The sequence below is a fragment of the Amycolatopsis sp. NPDC023774 genome (assembly GCF_040639695.1).
GTDB lineage: Bacteria > Actinomycetota > Actinomycetes > Mycobacteriales > Pseudonocardiaceae > Amycolatopsis.
The window spans coordinates 1-19,179 of sequence record NZ_JBFAAJ010000036.1 but is presented as its reverse complement, the minus strand read 5'-3'; the positions used below and the strand labels follow the sequence as shown (position 1 = coordinate 19,179).

Annotated in this window: 15 protein-coding genes and 3 pseudogenes; 11 read left to right on the top strand and 7 right to left on the bottom strand. The window is 71.3% G+C overall.

The features are described from left to right. Positions 1-128: 128 nt before the first annotated feature. Positions 129-596: a hypothetical protein gene (locus tag AB0F91_RS40500; protein ID WP_360606691.1), complete on the top strand. Its 468-nt coding sequence runs from the start codon at positions 129-131 to the stop codon at positions 594-596. Between the two features lie 46 nt (positions 597-642). Here AB0F91_RS40500 and AB0F91_RS40495 read toward each other — a convergent pair whose 3' ends face one another. Next, positions 643-1,740 carry a D-alanine--D-alanine ligase family protein gene (locus tag AB0F91_RS40495; RefSeq protein ID WP_360606689.1) on the bottom strand — a complete coding sequence of 366 codons (1,098 nt, stop codon included), beginning with the start codon at positions 1,738-1,740 and terminating at the stop codon, positions 643-645. A gap of 749 nt (positions 1,741-2,489) precedes the next feature. Beyond that, a complete protein-coding gene (locus AB0F91_RS40490) occupies positions 2,490-3,860 on the bottom strand; it encodes a PLP-dependent aminotransferase family protein (RefSeq protein ID WP_360606687.1) in 1,371 nt (456 codons plus the stop codon). 88 nt (positions 3,861-3,948) lie between these two features. Between AB0F91_RS40490 and AB0F91_RS40485 the strand changes: the two genes are divergently transcribed. Continuing rightward, complete coding sequence (locus AB0F91_RS40485; RefSeq protein ID WP_360606686.1) at positions 3,949-4,623, top strand: pyridoxamine 5'-phosphate oxidase family protein; 675 nt, start codon at positions 3,949-3,951, stop codon at positions 4,621-4,623. Here the strand turns inward: AB0F91_RS40485 and AB0F91_RS40480 are convergent. Beyond that, positions 4,595-5,356: pseudogene (locus tag AB0F91_RS40480) on the bottom strand (HAMP domain-containing sensor histidine kinase); the annotation flags it as partial. The gene AB0F91_RS40485 and the pseudogene AB0F91_RS40480 overlap by 29 nt on opposite strands. A 62-nt stretch (positions 5,357-5,418) precedes the next feature. Here AB0F91_RS40480 and AB0F91_RS40475 point away from each other — a divergent pair. After that, a pseudogene (locus AB0F91_RS40475) lies at positions 5,419-5,763 on the top strand (FAD:protein FMN transferase); the annotation flags it as partial. A 58-nt stretch (positions 5,764-5,821) separates the two neighbouring features. Here the strand turns inward: AB0F91_RS40475 and AB0F91_RS40470 are convergent. Beyond that, entirely contained in the window at positions 5,822-6,280 is a 459-nt protein-coding gene (locus AB0F91_RS40470; RefSeq protein ID WP_360606685.1) for a hypothetical protein, read from the bottom strand. A gap of 152 nt (positions 6,281-6,432) precedes the next feature. On the opposite strand from AB0F91_RS40470, the gene AB0F91_RS40465 reads away from it, so the two are divergent. The 4 genes and pseudogenes from AB0F91_RS40465 to AB0F91_RS40450 all read left to right on the top strand — a co-directional run bounded on the left by AB0F91_RS40465 (position 6,433) and on the right by AB0F91_RS40450 (position 9,685). Next, positions 6,433-7,035, top strand: a complete 603-nt coding sequence (locus AB0F91_RS40465) for a PQQ-binding-like beta-propeller repeat protein (protein WP_360606683.1) — start codon at positions 6,433-6,435, stop codon at positions 7,033-7,035. A gap of 445 nt (positions 7,036-7,480) precedes the next feature. Beyond that, positions 7,481-7,769, top strand: a pseudogene (locus AB0F91_RS40460) (VOC family protein); the annotation flags it as partial. 86 nt (positions 7,770-7,855) lie between these two features. Continuing rightward, on the top strand, positions 7,856-8,677 hold the full coding sequence (locus AB0F91_RS40455; protein WP_360606681.1) for a class I SAM-dependent methyltransferase: 822 nt from the start codon (positions 7,856-7,858) through the stop codon (positions 8,675-8,677). 9 nt (positions 8,678-8,686) lie between these two features. Next, complete coding sequence (locus AB0F91_RS40450) at positions 8,687-9,685, top strand: asparaginase (RefSeq protein WP_360606679.1); 999 nt, start codon at positions 8,687-8,689, stop codon at positions 9,683-9,685. Between the two features lie 4 nt (positions 9,686-9,689). On the opposite strand, the gene AB0F91_RS40445 is transcribed toward AB0F91_RS40450, so the two are convergent. From AB0F91_RS40445 to AB0F91_RS40435, 3 genes are all read right to left on the bottom strand, one after another. Further along, positions 9,690-10,169, bottom strand: a complete 480-nt coding sequence (locus tag AB0F91_RS40445; protein ID WP_360606677.1) for a cysteine dioxygenase family protein — start codon at positions 10,167-10,169, stop codon at positions 9,690-9,692. Between the two features lie 187 nt (positions 10,170-10,356). Then, positions 10,357-11,382, bottom strand: a complete 1,026-nt coding sequence (locus AB0F91_RS40440; protein WP_360606675.1) for an NAD(P)H-dependent glycerol-3-phosphate dehydrogenase — start codon at positions 11,380-11,382, stop codon at positions 10,357-10,359. Further along, positions 11,382-12,086: a lysophospholipid acyltransferase family protein gene (locus AB0F91_RS40435; protein WP_360606673.1), complete on the bottom strand. Its 705-nt coding sequence runs from the start codon at positions 12,084-12,086 to the stop codon at positions 11,382-11,384. The genes AB0F91_RS40440 and AB0F91_RS40435 overlap by 1 nt, the downstream gene beginning before the upstream one ends. Before the next feature lie 112 nt (positions 12,087-12,198). Here AB0F91_RS40435 and cofC point away from each other — a divergent pair, with 112 nt between their 5' ends. The 4 genes from cofC to AB0F91_RS40415 form a co-directional block, all read left to right on the top strand. Continuing rightward, positions 12,199-12,831, top strand: a complete 633-nt coding sequence (gene cofC / locus AB0F91_RS40430; RefSeq protein ID WP_360606671.1) for a 2-phospho-L-lactate guanylyltransferase — start codon at positions 12,199-12,201, stop codon at positions 12,829-12,831. A gap of 56 nt (positions 12,832-12,887) precedes the next feature. Next, positions 12,888-15,377: an RNA degradosome polyphosphate kinase gene (locus tag AB0F91_RS40425; protein ID WP_360606669.1), complete on the top strand. Its 2,490-nt coding sequence runs from the start codon at positions 12,888-12,890 to the stop codon at positions 15,375-15,377. Beyond that, the gene (locus tag AB0F91_RS40420) at positions 15,374-16,327 is read left to right on the top strand and encodes an NUDIX hydrolase (RefSeq protein ID WP_360606667.1); all 954 of its coding nucleotides are present in this window, start codon (positions 15,374-15,376) and stop codon (positions 16,325-16,327) included. Before AB0F91_RS40425 ends, AB0F91_RS40420 begins: the two co-directional genes overlap by 4 nt. Positions 16,328-18,808: 2,481 nt before the next feature. Continuing rightward, on the top strand, positions 18,809-19,179 hold a 371-nt coding region (locus AB0F91_RS40415), incomplete at its 3' end, for a hypothetical protein (protein WP_360606665.1).

Below are 19,179 nucleotides of genomic sequence, written 5' to 3'. Positions count from 1 at the left end.
CGGTCTTTCGACCCGCGGTGCGCCGAGTGGACCTGTCGCGCACCGAATTCCGCCTCGGAAAGAAATCACCGGTGCCGCCGATAACCGTGATTTTCGTCGTCTCGGGACTCGCCGTTTGGTTGAACGGCTTGGCATTTCTCGGGATCGGCGCCAAACCCATCGAGGACGGTCCGCATCCACTGACCACGGTCGGCTGGGTGACGCTGCTCGCCGGCATCGTGGACCTCCTGCAAGCCGCCGTGATCATCGCGACGGCGCCGCCCGCGACGGGCGTCCCGTTGGCCGGAATCGTCACGTTCTACGGCACGTTCTTCACCACGCTGGGGGTGACTCTCGTGCGGGGCCTGGACCTCCGGCCGGTCGGCAACCTGGCCGTGGCGGTGGCCGTGGTGCCGCTGTTGTGGTGGAAGTTCTTCGACGGCAGCTGGATGCTGCACTCGATCCTCGTGGTGTGGCTGGTCGCGTTCCTCGCGGTGGCGGCCACGGCCTACAGCAAACTGCCCGGCAAAGTGCTCGGCGGAATCCTGACCATCACGTCGCTCTACACGTTCCTGACGTCGGCTGCGTTGCTCGCACTGGGTAAATCGATCCCCTGATCACGCGAACGCACAGGGTCACCCAGGTGGGTGACCCTGTGCCGCGTCAGCGAAGGCCGGTGCCGCGGGCGATGGCGGTGTCGATGAGAGTCGACAGGAGTGTGCGGTAGTCGACGCCCGTGACCTCCCACATCTTCGGGTAGGCGGACTTAGTGGTGAAACCGGGCATGGTGTTGACCTCGTTGATCACGAGGTCACCGGCGTCGGTGACGAAGAAGTCGACGCGGGCCAAGCCCTGGCAGTCGAGCGCGCGGAACGCCTCGACGGCCATGGTGCGAAGGCGGTCGGTGAGAGCGTCGTCGAGCTTGGCCGGGATGTCCAGCTCGGCGTCTTCACCCAGGTACTTGGTCTCGAAGTCGTACCAGGCGTCCTCGCCTTCGGCGAGCACGCGGATCTCCGCCGGCAACGAGGCTTCCACGCGGCCGTCGGGGAACTCCAGCACGCCGCACTCGACCTCGCGCCCGGCCACGGCGGCCTCCACGAGCACCTTCGGGTCGGTGCGGCGGGCCAGCTCGATGGCGGCGTCCACATCGGACCAGTCGGTGACGCGCGATATGCCCACGGACGAGCCCGCACGCGAGGGCTTCACGAAAACGGGCAGCCCCAACCGTTCCCGGTCACCCTGGGCCAAAGTGGACTGTCCACGGCGGAGCGCCGCGTACGTGCCCACCGGCAGTCCCTCCGCGGCGAGGAGCTTCTTCGCGTACTCCTTGTCCATGGCGGCGGCGCTGGCCAGCACGCCCGGGCCCACGTACGGGATGTCGGCCATTTCGAGCAGGCCCTGGATGGTGCCGTCCTCGCCGAACGCGCCGTGCAGCACGGGGAAGACCACGTCGACGGTGCCGAGCACCTCGGTCGCCTGCCCGGGATCGACCGTGCGCAACTCGCGGCTGGTCGGGTCGCCCGCCAGCACGAGCGCGCGGCCGGACTCCACGGTCGGCAGCTCGCGGCCCTGGATGCTCAGTTCCTTCGGGTCGCCGGTGCCGAGCACCCAGCCACCCTGCGGGGTGATGCCCACGGGGAGCACCTCGTAGCGCTCCGGATCCAGGTTCGCGATCACGCTGCCCGCCGACAGGCACGAGATGGTGTGCTCGCTGCTGCGCCCGCCGAACACGACCGCCACGCGGATCTTCTCAGCACTCATGGTCGCTCACCGTACCGGGTGACCACGGCGAACGGCGCGCACCCGGCGTTGCGACGGCTCCCCGGGCCCGTCCGCGGGCGGGAGCGATGGGTGCGGGCCGGCCATGATCAGCTGCTTGTTCGACGCGGGATGCGTCCGGGCCACGCGCACTCGGGCCGTGACGGACGCCTCCCGAGGAGTTGCCCGAGTGGACCGGTCGCGCGGCACACGAGTCACCGTGGGGTCGCTCGCGCTGAACGACGCTCACTGCCCGAGTCGGCACGCCCGCGGTCGAGCACATCGGCCGCACGGCGCGGCAGGGTCGGCAGCACCGTGGCAACGCGCCGCGACTCGGAGAGCACAGACCGAGCCGTATGGGCGGCGGTCGACCGGGGCCCGCGCCGAAGCCGAGCGGCTGCGGCGCCGCCGGAGGGCTTGCGCAGCGCGCCGCTCGCCGCCACGGACGAAGCAGCGCCACACTTGCGATCAGCGAGCAAACCCGCCGCCAGCGGCGACGTAGCCTCGCGAGCGCGCCCCACGGCGCCGAGCGCGATGACCGAGGTGCCACCGGACCACTCGCGCAGCACGCCGCTCATCGCCACAGGCGAAGCAGCGACACCGTTGCGATCAACCGAGCGAATCCGCCGGTGGCCGGCGGCGCCAAGAGAACCTCGCAAGCGCGCCCCACGGCACCGAACGCGACGACCGAGGTACTACTGGACCACTCGCGCGGCGCGGCGGGCGCCGCGGCAAGCCCCCGGCACGACCGGTCAGCGAAGCAAACCCACCAAAGCCGGCAGCGCACTCACCAACGCCTCCCGCGAGCAGCCCGCGTACCCGAGCGCCACCCCGTGCACCGTGGGGGTACCCGCGAAGTGGCGCGCCAGCCCGTCGAGGCGGATGCCCTGGCGTTCGGCCTCGGCCAGGCAGCAGGTTTCCTGCGCGGCGGACGCAAACGGGACGACGAGGTGGGCACCGGCGTCGTCGCCGAGGACGGGGATGGAGGCTGACGCGAGGGCCGCCGACAGCAGAGAGCGGCGTTCGGCGAGTTCGCGGCGGAGTTTGCGCAGGTGGCGGCCCAGGTCGCCGTGGCGTGCGAGCTCCACCAGCACGCGCTGGCCGGCCGGCGAGGGGCGCGTGCCGGTGAGGTCGCGGTAGGCGAGCACGGCCTCGGTGACCGAGGCGGGCGCGACGAGCCAGCCGGCGCCCAGTGTGGGCGTGAGGATCTTGCTCGTCGTCCCCAGGTGGACGACGACGTCGGGCGCGAGGGCGGCCAGCATGGGCAGCGGGGCGACGTCGAACCGGAGCTCGCCGTCGTAGTCGTCCTCGATGACGAGCATGCCGTCGGCCCGGGCGCGTTCCACGAGCTCCACGCGGCGCGCCGCGCTCATGCGGCTGCCCATCGGGTACTGGTGCGCCGGCGAACAGTAGACCGCCCGCGCGCCGGGGGGGATCGCGTCGGGACGGAGACCCTCCTCGTCGACCGGCACGCCCACCACCGTCAGCCCGGCGGACCGGAACGCCTGCACGGCCCGCTGGTAACCCGGCTCCTCGAACGCCACCACCGCGCCGCGCCGCAGTACCGCGGCGGCGAGCTCCACGACCGCGGCGGTGGTCCCACCCGTCGCCAGGACCGAGCCGGCGGCCAGACCGCGGTGCCGCAACAGGTGTTCCGAAACGGCCGCGCGGTACTCGGGCAGGCCGGCGCGGTGGGCGCGGACCAATGGCTCGGGGTCGGCCGCCGCTCGCCAGGCTCGGCGCCAGGCTGCGCGGTCCAGACCGGCCGCCCACGGCGTGCCCGGCGTCAGGTCGAGCACGGGCGCTGTCTCGGGTTCCGGCGCGAGCGGTCCCGCGGGAGACACCGACGCGGCCGCGCGCGTCGGCGGTGTCGTCACGTACGTGCCGGAGCCGTGGCGCCCGGCGATCCAGCCTTCGGCGTGCAGCTGCTCGTACGCGGCCGAGGTCACCGTGCGCGAAACCCCGAGCCGCTCGGCCAGCGCGCGCGTGGACGGCAGCCGGTCGCCACCACGCAGGTGCCCGCTCGCGGCGGCCTCGCGCAGGGCGTCGGCCAGCTGCACGGCCAGCGGGGTGCTCGCTTCCCGCTCGAGGCTCACCGGCAGCGCGGTGTCGGCGTACGACACAAAACCTCCCGAACCGAGAAAGTGGACTTCACAAGTGTAGAAGAAGTGGCCGTTCAACACGTCCACTCACCCGCGCGACACTGCGGACATGACCAGCCTCTCGCCGACCCCCCGCACGACCCTCGGCCGCAAGAAGAACCGCGCGGCCATCGACCGCGCGACGCTGCACGCCGTGCTCGACGAGGCCCTGATCTGCCACCTCGGCCTCGTCCGCGACGGCGCGCCGCTCGTGCTGCCCACCGGTTACGGGCGCGACGGCGACACGCTCTACCTGCATGGTTCCACGGGCGCGGCCAGTCTGCGCACCGCGGCGCAGGACCTGGACGTCTGCGTCACCGTCACGCTGCTCGACGGCATCGTCTACGCCCGCTCGGTCAACAACCACTCCATGAACTACCGCAGCGCCGTCATCCTCGGCCGCGCGCGCCTCATCACCGCCCGCGACGAGAAGCTCCACGCCCTGCGCGTGCTCACCGACCACCTGTCCCCCGGTTCCTGGGACCACGCGCGCGGCGTGAACGCGAAGGAGTTCGCCGCGGTCTCCGTCCTCGCGCTCGACCTCGCCGAGGCCTCGGTGAAGCTGCGCGCCGAAGGCCCTGGCGACGAGCCGGAGGACGTGAGCGCCAACGAAGCCTGGGCCGGTGTCCTCCCGGTGAAAACCGTCTTCGGCGACCCCGAGCCGTCGGCCGACCTGCCCACCGGCTGGAGCGTTCCCGACCACGTCGCCGGACGCGTCACCCGGCCAGAGGCAGCCGCACGGTGAACACGGTCCGGCCCGGCCGACTCGCGACCTCCACCGTGCCGCCGTGTTCCACCACCAGCGAGTGCGCTACGGACAGGCCCAGACCGGTGCCACCCGCCGACCGCGTGCGCGAGTTGTCGACGCGGAAGAACCGATCGAAGATCCGCTGCTGATCCTCCGGCGCGATCCCCGGCCCGGCGTCCGCCACCCGGATCACCGCGCCGGAATCCAGAACGCTGACCGACAGCCGCACCGAAGTCCCCGACGGCGTGTGCACCGCCGCGTTTGCCCGCAGGTCGTCGAAAACCTGCCGTAGCCGCACGGGATCCGCGTCGGCGAAGACCGCCGAAGCACCCAGCGAAACCTCCAGCGGATGCGACGGCCGCCCCGCCCGGAACGCGTCCGCGGCGGCCTCGGCAACCGGGACGACGTCCACCCGTGCGGGCCGCACCGGCGGCTCCGCGTCGTGGGCGTCGAGGCGCGCGAGCAGCACCAGATCGTCGACGAGCACGCTCATCCGCGCCGTCTCTTCGCGGATCTTCGCCAGGTGCGCCTCACGGTCCTCGGGTTCGTTCGCCGCCGCGTACCGGAAAAGCTCGGAGTAACCCCGGATCGAGGTGAGCGGCGTACGCAGTTCGTGTGACGCGTCGGCCACGAAACGGCGAAGGCGCTCGTTGGCGGCCGTCCGAGCGGCGAGTGACGACTCGATGTGCGTGAGCATCACGTTGAACGCCGTCCGCAGCTCCGCCACTTCGCCTCCACGCGCCCGGCGCCCGGCGGTTCTGCCTCAACGCCGGCGGCGACGTCGTCACCGCGGGGGAACCGGAGCCCGGACGGCCGTGGCGCGTCGGCATCCGCCACCCCGAACAGCCCGAAGCGGTGTGCGCCGTGGTCGCCTCCCGCGACGGCGCCGTCGCCACCTCGGCCGCGGATGAACGCGGCGCCCACGTGCTCGACGGCCGCACCGGCCTGCCCGCCACCGGGCTGCTGAGCGTCACCGTCGTCGCGGAAGACCTCACGCACGCCGACGCGCTGGCCACCGCCACGTTCGCCCTCGGCGGCGACGGGATCGCCTGGGTGGCCGGACAACCCGGCTGTGACGTGCTGATTGTCGACGCCCAGCGGCGCGTCCACCGCTCCCCCGGGCTGGCTCTCGCCTGACCCGAGTGTCCACAGTGCACTTGGTGAGATTCCGACCGGCGCAGACGTGATTTCGTTGTCACCGGATGTTCACGGCGGCGGTGAAACGCGAGCCGGCGAGCTGCGTCGTCCTGAGCGTGCTGCGGTTGACGACGGTTGCCGGTGTGGTGTGCGTGGTGGTCGCGCCGTTCTTGTCGGGGGGCGCGACGAGAGCGAGCGGCGTGGGGCTGCTGTGGTTTGTCGCCGGGGCGGTCGTCGCCGCGGCGTTGGGGCCGGCGCGGTCGCGCAAGGTTCGGGTCGCGGCGGCGGTTCTCGGGGTCGCCACCGCCATAGCCACCGTGGTGCGGCTGGTGCTCGACGTGCGGGGCGGCGTGCCCGGCCTGGACACCCCGGTGCTCGCCGTGGGTGCGGTGGGGGTGGCGGTCGGGTTGCTCGACTCCACGCCGTGGCGGATCCGTCCCATTGGCGTGCTGGTGGCCGTCGTCGTCGTGCCGGCCGCCGGGGTGGCGGCGTCGTTCGCCGCGGAGCGCGCCGCCACCGCGAGCGCGACCCGCGCCGTGCCGGACCGGGCCCCCGAACCGGTGGCCGAGAAGCCCGGCGGCCGGCAGTGGTGCTGGCAGCCACCGGGCGACGTGTGCGCGATCGCCGCCGCCGGGCACGGGGTCGTCGTCGCGGCCGCCGACGGGTTCGGTGACGGCGCTCGACGGTCTCGACGGCAGCCGCGACTGGTCCTACGCCCGGCCGGGCGCGCACGTCCGCGTGCTCCTCGCGTCCGCCGACCAGCGGACGGTCGTGGCCGCGTTCGCGTCGAAGACCGACCGCAGCAACGACCTGGTGGTCGTCCTCGACGCCGACACCGGCACCGCGCGCTTCGGCCGCGTGGTGGCGTCGGTTCTGGTCGAGACCGGGGGGATCCTGGTGGGCACCAGGATTTTGACCATCCACGACGACGCGTACGTCGGCTACGACATCCGGACCGGCGACGAGCTCTGCCACTGGTCCGCGCCGGCCGGGTGCCTGAACCCCTACACGTTGCCCGCGCAAGCCCGGACGGTGGTGCTGGCCGCGCTGGAGTGCGGCCGTTCCGCAGGACTCCTCGCGCTCGACGAGGTGACCGGTCGCGAACGCTGGCGCCACGTGGTCGAGACCACCGGCCCGACGGCGAACGACTCGACATCTCCCCGGCCACCACCACCGGCGGCGCAGTGGTGTGGCTGCGGCTCGTCGGCCGCGCCGCTTCACCCGGCTCGGTCCTCGACGGCCTGCTCGACACCGAGACCGGCCTGCTGCTGAACCGGCCGGACGCGTCGCGGTGGGTGCGGACGAACGTAGGACCGATTCCCGTGATCGAACAGGAAAACACGTCCGCCGAGGCCCTCGATCCCGGCACCGGCACCACACCCGATCGACCTCGGCGCCTGCCCCGTGCGCTCGGCCGACGCCACCACCCCGCACACGTACCTGCGCGTGTGCCAGGACACCGGCGCGATTTGACCCTGGTTGTGCAGAGCTTCGACGGCAGCGCGCCGACCAGCCGGGTGGTGTGGATAAACGGCTCGAGCTCATCGTCGGATCTGCGGCTCGTGCCGGCACCGGGCGCGATCGTCCTGGCACGCAGCACGTCCGGCGGCACGCCCGCGCCGGTCGTCGGCTTCCCCGCTGACGTCGGCGAAACCGCTCGCGCGAGACCGGTCTTTTCGGGCAGACTGCGGCCAGACCGACCGAGCAAGGGGAGCAGATGCCGTCGATCGTCGAGAACACCACCTTCGACTGCGCCGACCCGTATGCGCTGGCCCAGTTCTGGAGCGTCGTCCTCGGCCGGCCGGTCGCCGAGGAGGACGAGCCGGGCGACCCGGAGGTCGGCATCGAGCTCGACCACGGTGGCACGCTGCTGTTCATCCGCGTGGCCCGAGACCAAGACCGTGAAGAACCGCGTGCACTTGTGCCTCACGCCCGAAGGCCCGCGCGACGCCGAGGTCGAGCGCCTGCTCGCCGCCGGCGCGACGATGTTCGACGACCAGCGCAACGCCGACGGCACCGGCTGGGCCGTGCTGCGCGATCCGGAAGGCAACGAGTTCTGCGTGCTGCGCAGCAAGGCCGAGAAGGCGGCGAAGTGACCGACTCGTTCGAGCTCAACCGCGCCAACTGGGACGAGCGCGCGGCAGTGCACGCGAAGTCCGAGTACTACGGCTTCGAGCGCTTCCGCACCGACGCCGAGTACCTCAGCGACGTCGTGCGGTTCGACCTCCCGCGCCTCGGCGACGTCACCGGGCTGCGCGGCGTGCACCTGCAGTGCCACATCGGCACGGACACGCTTTCCTTGTCCCGCCTGGGCGCCCGGATGTCCGGCCTCGATCTTTCCCCCGGCTCGCTGGCGGAAGCGCGCAAGCTCGCGGACAGCGTCGGCGCGGAGATCGACTACCACGAGGCCAACACCTACGACGCCGTCGACGTGTTCGGCGAAGGCGCGTTCGACCTCGTCTACACCGGTGTCGGCGCGCTGTGCTGGCTGCCGAGGATCGCCGAGTGGGCCACGGTCGTGGCTCGCTTGCTGAGCCCCGGCGGGCGGTTGTTCCTGCGCGAAAGCCACCCGATGCTGTGGGGGCTCGACGACGAAGCCGAGCGCGCGTGGCCCAAATACGACTACTTCGAGCACGCCGAACCGCTCGTGTGGGACAACGACACCACCTACGTCGACACCGACGGTCCGCTCACCCAAACCACCACGCACTCGTGGAACCACTCGCTGGGCGAAATCATCACGGCGCTGCTGCAGAACGGCCTCACGCTCACCGCGTTCACCGAACACGACACTGTGCCGTGGAACGCGCTGCCGCACGAAATGCACCAGGTCGACGGCGGCGAATGGCGGCTGCGCGAGAACCCGCGGCGCCTCGCGGCGAGCTACACCCTGCAAGCGACGAAGGTTTCCTAGAGTGCGGGCATGACTCGTGCTCTTGTCGCTGTCGCCGCGCTGGGCGGCACCATCTCCATGGCCCCCGGCCGCTCGATCGAAGCCGGGGTGGTACCGCGGCTGACCGCCGAGGACCTGCTCGGCGACCTCGGTGCCGACCTGTCGATGGACGTCACGGCGGCCACGCTCGCCGGCATCTCCAGCGCGTCGATGGACTACGAGACGCTGCTGCGGACGCGCGAATGGGGTCTGAAGCAGGTGGCGGCGGGCGCGTCGGGCCTCGTCGTGGTGCAAGGCACGGACACCCTCGAGGAGACGGCGTACTTCTTCGAGCTGACCTGGCCCCACGATGTGCCGGTGGTCGTCACCGGGGCGATGCGCAACCCGAGCCTGCCGAGCGCGGACGGTCCCGCGAACCTCCTGGCGGCGCTGACCGTCGCGGCCGAACCCCGCAGCCGCGAGCGCGGTGCGCTGGTGGCGTTCAACGACGACGTGCATTCGGCGCGCTGGGTGCGCAAGGCACACGCGAGCCACCTCGAAGCGTTTTCCTCGAACCCGGTGGGACCGCTCGGACTCGTCGCGGAACGCTCCGTGCACTACTTCCAGCCGGCCGGCGGACGTCCGGCCGCCGTCCCGGTGGACAGCACGGACTTCTCGGGGCTGGTTCCGTTGCTGGAAGCGGGCATCGCGGATTCCGGCGAACTGCTCACCCTCGTGCTCGACGGCGGTGCGCGAGGGGTGGTCATCGCGGCCAACGGCGTCGGCCACGTTTCACGCGGGACCGCGGACATGATCGCCGAGGCGAAGGTGCCGATCGTCATCGCCTCACGCACCGGCGCGGGCACCACATTCCGCGGCACCTACGGTTTCCACGGCTCCGAGTCGAGCCTCATCCGCCTCGGCGCGACGATGGCCGGCTGGCTCGACCCGCGCAAAGCCCGCGTCCTGCTCCAGATCCTGCTCGCCACCGACGCCTCCCGCGAACGCGTCGAGCGGGAGTTCCGCCTGCGCGGCGACCTGGACCGCTGAGACCTCAGTCCCGGACCGGACCACCCAGCGGATCCAGGTGGTACGGGCGCATGGCGCGCGGCCCGTCGCGGTAGACGTGCACGCTGATCGCCGGGTCCGGGCCGTCGTTGCGCACCTCGTGCACGTACCCGGGCCCGAACACGCGCGACTGCCCGGCGGCCGGCGCGTGCACCACGGTGACCGCGCGGCCGTCGCGAGAACGGCGCGCGACGGTCTCGGTCAGCCGCCCCTGGACGACCGTGAACGCGCCGGTCGAGAACTCGTGGTCGTGCAGGTCGGTGTGCTGGCCGGGAAGCCAGCTCAGCAGCCAGACCTCCTGGCCGTCGCCGCGTTCCACGAGCGCGGAGAAGCGCTCGTCGGGGTCGTAGCGCAGGAGGTTCGCCCAGCGATCGCGGTCGGCGGCCACCTCGAGGGCGACGCGCACGGGGTGGCGCAGGGCGGGGTTCTCAGGACGCAGCAGGGTGTTGTCCGGGACGGCGAACATGGTCGTTCCTCGCAGGAGAAAGGGGGGAAGAGCTGGGCCGGGGCTGGGTTCACCGACAACAGCGACACGACGGCATGACCGGGCGGAGGTCACAGGACCCCGGCCGCACAGTCATCAGGCACATCGTCACGCCGACAGCGAACCAGCGCCGGCCCCGGCGGTCAACCGCTTCCCAGCCCCTGGGAGATCAGCTCCACTCGTGCTTCTGCGAGCGCCCCAGCAGCTCCGCGCCGGCCTGACGCGGGTCCACACCTTCGTGACACACGCGGTGCATCGCGTCGGTGATCGGCATGTCCACGCCCAGGCTGCGCGCCAGCTCGCGGATCGACGAGCACGACGTGACCCCCTCGGCGACCTGCCCGCCGGTGGCGGCCTGCGCCTGATCCAGCGTGTCGCCGCGGCCCAGCCGTTCACCGAAGGTGCGGTTGCGCGACAGCGGCGACGAGCACGTGGCCACCAGGTCGCCGACGCCCGCGAGGCCCGCGAACGTGAGCGGGTCGGCGCCGAGCTTCGTGCCCAGGCGTGCCATCTCCGCGAGGCCGCGGGTGATCAGCGTCGCCATCGTGTTGGCGCCGAGGCCGAGGCCCGCGGCCATGCCGCAGCTGAGCGCGATCACGTTCTTGCACGCGCCGCCGAGCTCGCAGCCCACCACGTCGGTGTTGGTGTACGGGCGGAAGTACTGGTTCGAGCTCGCCCGCTGGATCGCCACCGCGCGTTCGTGGTCCGCACACGCGAGCACCGCCGCGGCCGGTTGCGCAGCGGCGATCTCCCGGGCCAGGTTCGGCCCGGAGACGACCACGATCTCGCCCGCGTCGACCTTCGCCAGCTCGGCGATCACCTCGCTCATCCGCTTCAGCGTGCCCAGCTCCACGCCCTTGGCGAGGCTCACGAGGATGGCCTCGGACGGCAGCAGCGGCTGCCACGCCGTGAGGTTCTTCCGCAGGCTCTGGCTCGGCACGCCAAGGACCACGGCCTGCGCCCCGTCGAGCGCGGCCGCCGGATCGGCCGTCGCCGTGATGCGCTCGGGCAGCCGGGTGCCGGGCAGGTAGGACTCGTTCGAATGCCGCGTCGTGATCTCCTCGGCGACCGACTCGCGGCGCGCCCACATGGTCACGTCGCGGCCGGCGTCGCCGAGGACCTTGGCGAACGCCGTGCCCCACGAGCCGGCGCCGAGCACCGTCACCCGCTGGACGTCGGTGGCGAAGGCGGCCATCAGGCGCCGTCCTCCGGCTTCTTCACGGGCGGCTCCTCCTGGCGGATCTCGGCGAGCAGCCGGGTGACCTCGTCCATCATCAGCTTGGTCACCTCACGCAGCGTCGCGGCGCTGCGCGGGTTCGCGTTCTCGTAAGCTGACAGGTCCAGCGGATCGCCGACCAGGTGCGTCACGGTCTTGCGCGGGAACGGCGTGAACTTCTTCGTGTAGCCGTTGTAGATCTGGTTGGTGCCCCAGCGCGCGATCGGGATCACCGGCGCGTCGTTCTGCAGCGCCAGCCGCGCGACACCGGTGAACGACTCCTTGAGCCAGCCGGCCGGGTCCTTCGTGATCGTGCCCTCGGGGTAGATCACGACGACCTTGCCCTCGGCCAGCGCCTCGTGCGCGGCCCGGAGGCTGTCGCCCGCCGCGCTGGAGTTGCGCGACACCGGGATCTGGCCCGACGCGGTCGCGATCTTCCCGAGGACCGGGACCTTGAGCAAGCTGTCCTTGAGGAAGAACCGCGGCACGCGCTTCTGGCGGTGCACGAACACCGCGTCCACCACCGGGTCGAAGTGGGAGATGTGGTTCAGCACGAGCACCGCCGGGCCCTGCCGCGGAATCTTCTCCGCGCCGATGTACGACCGCTTCCCGATGCGGGTCAGCGGGTAGAACACGAACGCGGCCAACCCCACCCAGAAGCCGCCCTTCTCACGCCGTGCCAAGTCTCCTCCTCTGAACGATCCACTCCGGCAGATCCTGCCGCGCCGGGGTTCACGCAGTCCAGGGAGGGTGCGCTCACCACACACCGCGGAGCTTTCGGGTAAAGATGGACAGGTGGACGTGGACCTGGTCGTGCCGTTGAAACACCCCCGCGTGGGCAAGTCGCGGCTACGTGGCGCGGTGGTCTCAGCGGAACACGCCGAGCTGGTGCTGGCGCTGGCGTACGACACGCTGGCGGCCGTCACCTCGGTGGCCGGCGTGCGGCGCGTGCTCGTCGTGGCCGCGGACCCGGCTGCGGTGTCCGAGCTGGCCGGTCTCGGCGTGGAGCTGGTGACCGAACCGGGCGACGGCGGGCTGAACGAAGCACTGCGTCACGGTGCGGCTCTGCTGCGCGACGGCGAACCGGGCGGCATCGTCGGTGCTCTGCAGGCCGACTTGCCGGCGCTGCGCGCGGGCGATTTCGCCGACGCGCTGGCCGAGGCAGCCGGGCGGCGCGCGTTCGTCGCCGACCACCAGGGCACGGGCACCACGCTGCTGCTGTCGGCTCCCGGCGCTCCGCTCGACCCGCGGTTCGGCGCCGGTTCCGCCCAGCGGCATACCGACTCCGGAGCCGTCCCGCTGGCCGGGGCGATGGTGTCGTTGCGCAGCGACGTGGACACTTCGGACGATCTCGAGCACGTGCGCGCGCTCGGCGTCGGCAAACACACGGCGGCTCTGCTGCCCGAGGAAACCATCCGGTTGGGCTGACGGTGTTCATTTGACCTTCACCGCGGTCTGCGCAAACTGCTGCTTCGTAGTGAACAATGGGCGTCGTGAGCACAGACGACGCCAGCACACCCGCCCGGAACGGACAGCCCGCCCGGCGGCGCAGGGCCAGCGCGGCGAAAGCTGAGGCGCCTGGAAGCCCCGCACGACACACCAGCGCAGCGAAGAAGACGCCGCCGATCAAGAGTGTCGCTTCCGCGGACGCGGTGACGACGGCCGCCCGCGCGACCGCGGCCAAGGCGGGTACCAACGCCGCCGGCAAGGTCAAGACCGCCAAGGGCGAGCCGAAAACCGCGCCGGTGAAAACCTCGCGGGCCCGCAAGACCACCGCGGCCACGGCCGTCGCCGCCACGGAGACCGCCCGGCCCGCGGCCCGGCGCACCACGGCCGCACTCGACGCCTCGGGCGAAGATTTCCGCGGCGTGCCCTCGGCTCCGCCCGCTGTCACCTCGAGCGTGCCGACCGCCGTCGAGACGCTGCCCGACGACCGGTACTTCAACCGCGAGCTGTCCTGGCTCGACTTCAACGCGCGGGTGCTCGCCCTCGCCGAGGACGAATCGCAGCCGCTGCTGGAGCGGGCGAAGTTCCTCGCCATCTTCGCGTCCAATTTGGACGAGTTCTACATGGTTCGGGTGGCCGGCCTGAAGCGCCGCGACGACACCGGCCTGTCCGTGCGCAGTGCCGACGGCCTCACCCCGCGCGAGCAACTGGACTACATCGCCAAGCGCAACCAGGACCTGGTGGAGCGCCATATCGGCGCGTTCGAGAACCACCTGCGCCCGGAGCTCGCGAAGCAGGACATCCAGCTCGTCGGCTGGGCGGACCTCGCCGGCGCCGATCAGCTGCGCCTGTCGAGCTACTTCTCGGAGCAGATCTTCCCGGTGCTCACGCCGCTGGCCGTCGACCCGGCGCACCCGTTCCCGTACATCTCGGGCCTGTCGCTCAACCTCGCGGTGACGGTGCGCGACCCGCAGGGCGGCACGGAGCGCTTCGCCCGCGTGAAGGTGCCGAGCAACGTGCCGCGCCTCATGCGTGTGGAGACCGAACGCGCCAGCCGCACGGCCACGTTCCTGCCTCTGGAGGAACTGATCGCCGCGCACCTGGGCGAGCTGTTCACCGGCATGGAGGTGACAGAGCACCACGTGTTTCGCGTCACCCGAAACGCCGACTTCGAGGTCGAGGAAGACCGCGACGAGGACCTCCTGCAGGCCTTGGAGCGCGAGCTCGCGCAGCGGCGCTTCGGCCCGCCCGTGCGGCTCGAGGTCGCGGAGGACATGAGCGAGCACATGCTCGAGCTGCTCCTGCGTGAGCTCGAGGTGGACCCGGCCGACGTCGTCGAGGTGCCGGGCCTGCTCGATTTGACCTGCCTGCACCAGCTGTCCGGTGTGGACCGCAAGGAGCTCAAGGACCGGCCGTTCGTGCCGGCGACGCACCCCGCGTTCGGCGAGCGCGAGACGCCCAAGAGCGTGTTCGCGACCCTGCGCGAGGGCGACGTGCTGGTGCACCACCCGTACGACTCGTTCTCCACGAGCGTGCAGCGCTTCATCGAGCAGGCCGCGGCCGACTCGAAGGTGCTGGCGATCAAGCAGACGCTCTACCGCACGTCGGGCGACTCCCCGATCGTCGACGCGCTGATCGACGCCGCCGAGGCCGGCAAGCAGGTCGTCGCGCTGGTCGAGATCAAGGCGCGCTTCGACGAGCAGGCCAACATCACGTGGGCGCGCACGCTGGAGCGCGCGGGCGTGCACGTGGTCTACGGCCTCGTCGGGCTCAAAACCCACTGCAAGGTGTCGATGATCGTGCGCCAGGAAGGCTCGACCATCCGGCGCTACTGCCACATCGGCACCGGCAACTACAACCCGAAGACCGCGCGCCTCTACGAGGACATCGGCCTCTTCACCGCCGACCCGAGCATCGGCGCCGACGTGACCGACCTGTTCAACGTGCTCACCGGCTACTCACGGCAGGACACCTACCGCACGATCCTCACGTCGCCCCACGGCATCCGCCGCGGCATCGTGCGCGCGATCGGCGAGGAGATCGAGCTCGCGCGCGCCGGGCAGGACGCCGGGATCCGGATCAAGTGCAACTCGCTCGTCGACGAGCAGGTGATCGACGCGCTGTACCACGCTTCGCAGGCCGGGGTGCCCGTCGATGTGGTGGTGCGTGGGATCTGTGCGCTGAAGCCGGGTGTCGAGGGGCTGTCGGAGAACATCCGCGTCCGCTCGATCCTCGGGCGATTCCTGGAGCACTCGCGCGTGTTCCACTTCCGCGCGGGCGGCACGCACTGGATCGGCAGCGCCGACATGATGCACCGCAACCTCGATCGCCGTATCGAAGCGCTGGTGCGCGTGAAGGACACGAAGCTCACGCAGCAGCTCGACGCCGTGCTCGACTCGGCGCTCGACCCGACCACCCGGTGCTGGGTCCTCACTGCCAGCGGCGAGTGGCAGCCCTCTCCCGGCGCCGGTTCACAGGTGCGCGACCACCAGGTGGAGCTCGCGAAGCTGCACGGGGCCGCCGGATGAGCGTGGACGTCCGCGCAGCCGGTGCGGTGCTGTGGCGCCGCGCCGGCGACGGGTTCGAAGTGGCCGTGGTGCACCGGCCTCGTTACGACGACTGGTCATTGCCGAAGGGCAAGGTCGATCCGGGGGAGACCCTCGCCGCCACCGCAGTTCGGGAGGTGCGGGAGGAAACCGGCTACCGCGTGGTGCTGGGGCGCCATGTCGCCCAGAGCGCGTACGACGTGCCCGCCCGCGGCGGCGGTGGCGTGCTGAAGAAGACCGTCGACTACTTCAGCGGCGAAGCCGGGTCGGGGACTTTCCTGGCCAACGACGAGGTCGACGAGCTGCGCTGGCTCGACGCGGTCTCGGCCGAGCGGCTCCTCACGCGTGACGCGGACGTGCGCGTGCTGCGCGAGTTCTGCGCGCTGCCGGTGTCGCTGATCACCGTGCTGCTCGTCCGCCACGGCAAGGCGGGCAAACGCGACGACTGGACCGGCGACGACGACCTGCGCCCCCTGTCCGACGCCGGCCAGCGTCAGGCCGAAGCCCTGCGGGTATTGCTGCCCTGCTTCGGCCCGACTCGCGTCTTCTCGGCTCCGCGGCTTCGCTGCGTGCAGACCGTAAAAGGCGTCGCGGAGGACCTGGGCGTCGACGTGCGCCACGAGAACCTGCTGTCGGAAGAGGGCTACTGGCCCGACCCGGTTCTCGGGATCGCCCGCTTCCTCGCCATCGCCGGCGGCGGGGGCACCCCCTTGATCGCCAGCCAGGGCGGCGTGATTCCGGACCTGATCAGCGCGCTGGCCGATCGCGACGGCACCGAGCTCGCCGCCGCCCGCGGAGGCGTCGTGCCCAGCAAAAAGGGCTCCCTCTGGGTCCTTTCCTTCCTCCCGCCGGCCGGCGACGTCGGCCCGCGCCTCGCCAGCGCGGACTACTACCCGACGCCGTTGCCCGCACCCGCCCCTTCGCGGCGCTGACGCAGTTCTTCTGTTCGGCCTCCCCGCCGGCTGTCCGCGGCCGCGGGGAGGCCTTCCGCGTTTCGGGGAATGGCGGTGTTCGAATGGCCTCGAAAAGTGGGCAGGTAACTATTCGAGGGGTGTCTTGGCGGGGATTCTATAGAGATGGCTATTCCCGCCCGGGGTTGCCGGCGATGGGTACACAAGTCCGCCCGAACGGCCGATCAAGGGTGGGGTCGGAGTTGATTTTTCACCCCGCCTACCGGCTTGGTGCCGTCGGTAGAGGCGCTCAGGCTCGACATGGCGATCTGTCTTGCCGCCGTCGAATCGCTTCGCCGCCCTGCGGTCGTCGTCGCTCCAGCGCCGCTCCCGGGGCCGGGACTCCTTGCGGCGACAACCGTTCGGGTGAGCCTCTCAGCTTCGCGTTGGGAATTGAATCCGCAGCTCCAGACCACGTCTGCAACCCCGGCCCCGGATGCGTTGCCCCGCAGCCGATCCACCTCGACGACCCCGGCTGCCCACTCCGCGGCGACCGCAGCCGTCGGTCGGTTCCGCCGCACTACGCCCACCGCAGACACGACAACGTGCGGCTGGGTCCGTGGGCCGTACCGTAACACCGGTCCTCCCGGCCACGCTGCGGCCCGGGGAGAACACCGAGCTCCACGCCACTTCTCTCGAGCTGCGGCAGACTTCGCTTGGTTTGGCGATCCCGCCCTTCTACCGCACCACCATGGCCACAGACCAAACCCTCGTCTCCCGCACGCCTCGAGCGGCCTCAGCTATTCCTGCTCCACACCCACGGCCAGCCTCCGGAGAGACGCGGGAAGCCCGCCTGGGCCGCCTCACCACGATTTACCCAACCCCACACGGACCGAGACCACGAACACGCAGGTAACACCACATTTCCAGCGCGCCGCACCGCTCCCGTCCCCGTCATCCCGACTCAGGACCACGCTCACTCCCCGCAGGCAAGGGAGGCCCGCGGCAGCACCCCACCGCTCCACCGCGCAGTACCTGACCTGACGCAAGCCGGGCGCGCGGGCGACCAGGGAGCGCTCCATTCCCTGCGCACTGCACCACAGCGGCCCCGGTCATTCCAGCACAGGACCGCACCACTCCAGAGAGGCAAGAGAGCTCCGCGGCAGCACCCCTCCCCAACCCCGCGCGGGCCGCTCACTGATCCCGGCACACACCCAACCTCGCCGTTCCGGCACAACCGCTCCCCGACAAACGCGAGACGACGGCGGCGGCACCCTACCCCCGGCCACGCGCGCAACCTCGCGCCCCGAGCCAAACACGCAGGTAGCGCACCATTCCCAGCGCGCCGCACCCAAACCATCCAGCCGTTCCGCCCAGCCCGCCCGTCAGACGCGAAAGAACAGCGGCGGAACCCGCGCCGCCAGGCCATGCGGTTCGCAACCTCGCGTAGGCCGGCGAGCATGAACATGCAGATGGCGCACCATCCCCCCAGCCCACCGCAGCCACCCGGCGTTTCGGCACAACCCCTCCGGCGCCAGACGCGCGAAGACAACTTCGAAACCCACCGCCCGACCAAACCGTTCCCCACCTCACGTAGGACGGCAAGCGTGAACACGCAGACGGCGCACCATCCCCCCAGCCCACCGCAGCCACCCGGCGTTTCGGCACAACCCCTCCGGCGCCAGACGCGCGAAGACAACTTCGAAACCCATCGCCCGACCAAGCCGTTCCCCACCTCGCGTAGGCCGGCAAGCATGAACATGGAGGTCACACACCACTTCCGGTGCGTCGCGCCCCAGGCTTTCGGTGGATCAAAGTCCGAGGCAAGCGCGATGCCGCCCTCAGTTCCTGGGCAAGTTTCGCGTCCCGACAGCCTCCGTACGGCAGAGCTGCCGCCCCGCGATCGGGGTCTCACCGTTGGGGGGTCCACGGCGATTCCGCTGATCGAAAGCTGGAAGTTAATTGCGAGTCCCGCATTCTGCGGCGCCGCCTCCGGCAGTGAGTGGAGCTTGTGCGCCGCAGTGATCTACCGCAGGCGCGTGGGTGCCCAGCGGTTGCCTGCCCCGCATTACGCTGCTTCGCAGCCACCCTCCGAGAGTACTCAGGCCCAACCCGATGCCTGGCCACACTGTTGCACCACCGTGGGCGGCCGCGCTGTTCGTGGCGAGCTCGCGCCTCACCGGGCAGCGCGTTCTTGTCCGCTGTTCCGTGCTGCGAGATCCAAGGGCCCCATTTTTCCTGTGCGGCGTGTCGATCCCGCAGGCCAACGCATGCGCACCGGCACCGCCGGCCAAACCGGGCGACCGAACCAGGCAGCCGCATCGATCCCCTGCCCAGCCGAGCATTTCCCGCAATCCCCAAGCCAGTGAGACCCGATGTCCAACATCGCACCCAACTCGACCGGAACTACCCCACACATGCGGCAGGGCCCCCTCCCGAGGTGGGAGGGGGCCCTGCCGTGAAGTGCACGTCCTGGCGCGAGCGCCGGGGTGGTGTTACTTCTTCTTCGCAGCGCTGGTGCGCTTGGCGGCCGGCTTGGCAGCGGCCTTCTTCGCAGCCGGCTTGGCCGCAGCGGGCTTCGCGGCAGCGGCCTTGGTCGCCGTCGCCTTGGCAGCCGGCTTCGCGGCGGCAGCCTTGGTGGTGGCAGCCTTCGCACGCGTCGCGGCCGGCTTGGCGGCGGCAGCCTTCGTGGCGGCAGCCGGCTTCGCAGCGGTGGCGCGGGTGCGCGTCGTGGTGGAGCGCGTGGTGGCCGGGCGGGTCGCCGTGGTCCGCGAGGCAGCCGCACGCGTGCCGGTCGCCGCGGTCGCACGCGTCGTCGTGGTGGCGCGCGAGGCGGTCGCCGTGGTGGTGCGCTTGACGGCGGTGGCCTTCGGCAGCTTCTTCGTGCCGGAGAT

Coding starts and splice junctions, on each gene's coding strand:
- AB0F91_RS40485 (WP_360606686.1), top strand. CDS start 3,949: ATGACCAGCCTCTCGCCGACCCCCCGCACGACCCTCGGCCGCAAGAAG.
- AB0F91_RS40425 (WP_360606669.1), top strand. CDS start 12,888: ATGGGCGTCGTGAGCACAGACGACGCCAGCACACCCGCCCGGAACGGA.
- AB0F91_RS40420 (WP_360606667.1), top strand. CDS start 15,374: ATGAGCGTGGACGTCCGCGCAGCCGGTGCGGTGCTGTGGCGCCGCGCC.
- AB0F91_RS40445 (WP_360606677.1), bottom strand. CDS start 10,169: ATGTTCGCCGTCCCGGACAACACCCTGCTGCGTCCTGAGAACCCCGCC.
- AB0F91_RS40450 (WP_360606679.1), top strand. CDS start 8,687: ATGACTCGTGCTCTTGTCGCTGTCGCCGCGCTGGGCGGCACCATCTCC.
- AB0F91_RS40495 (WP_360606689.1), bottom strand. CDS start 1,740: ATGAGTGCTGAGAAGATCCGCGTGGCGGTCGTGTTCGGCGGGCGCAGC.
- AB0F91_RS40440 (WP_360606675.1), bottom strand. CDS start 11,382: ATGGCCGCCTTCGCCACCGACGTCCAGCGGGTGACGGTGCTCGGCGCC.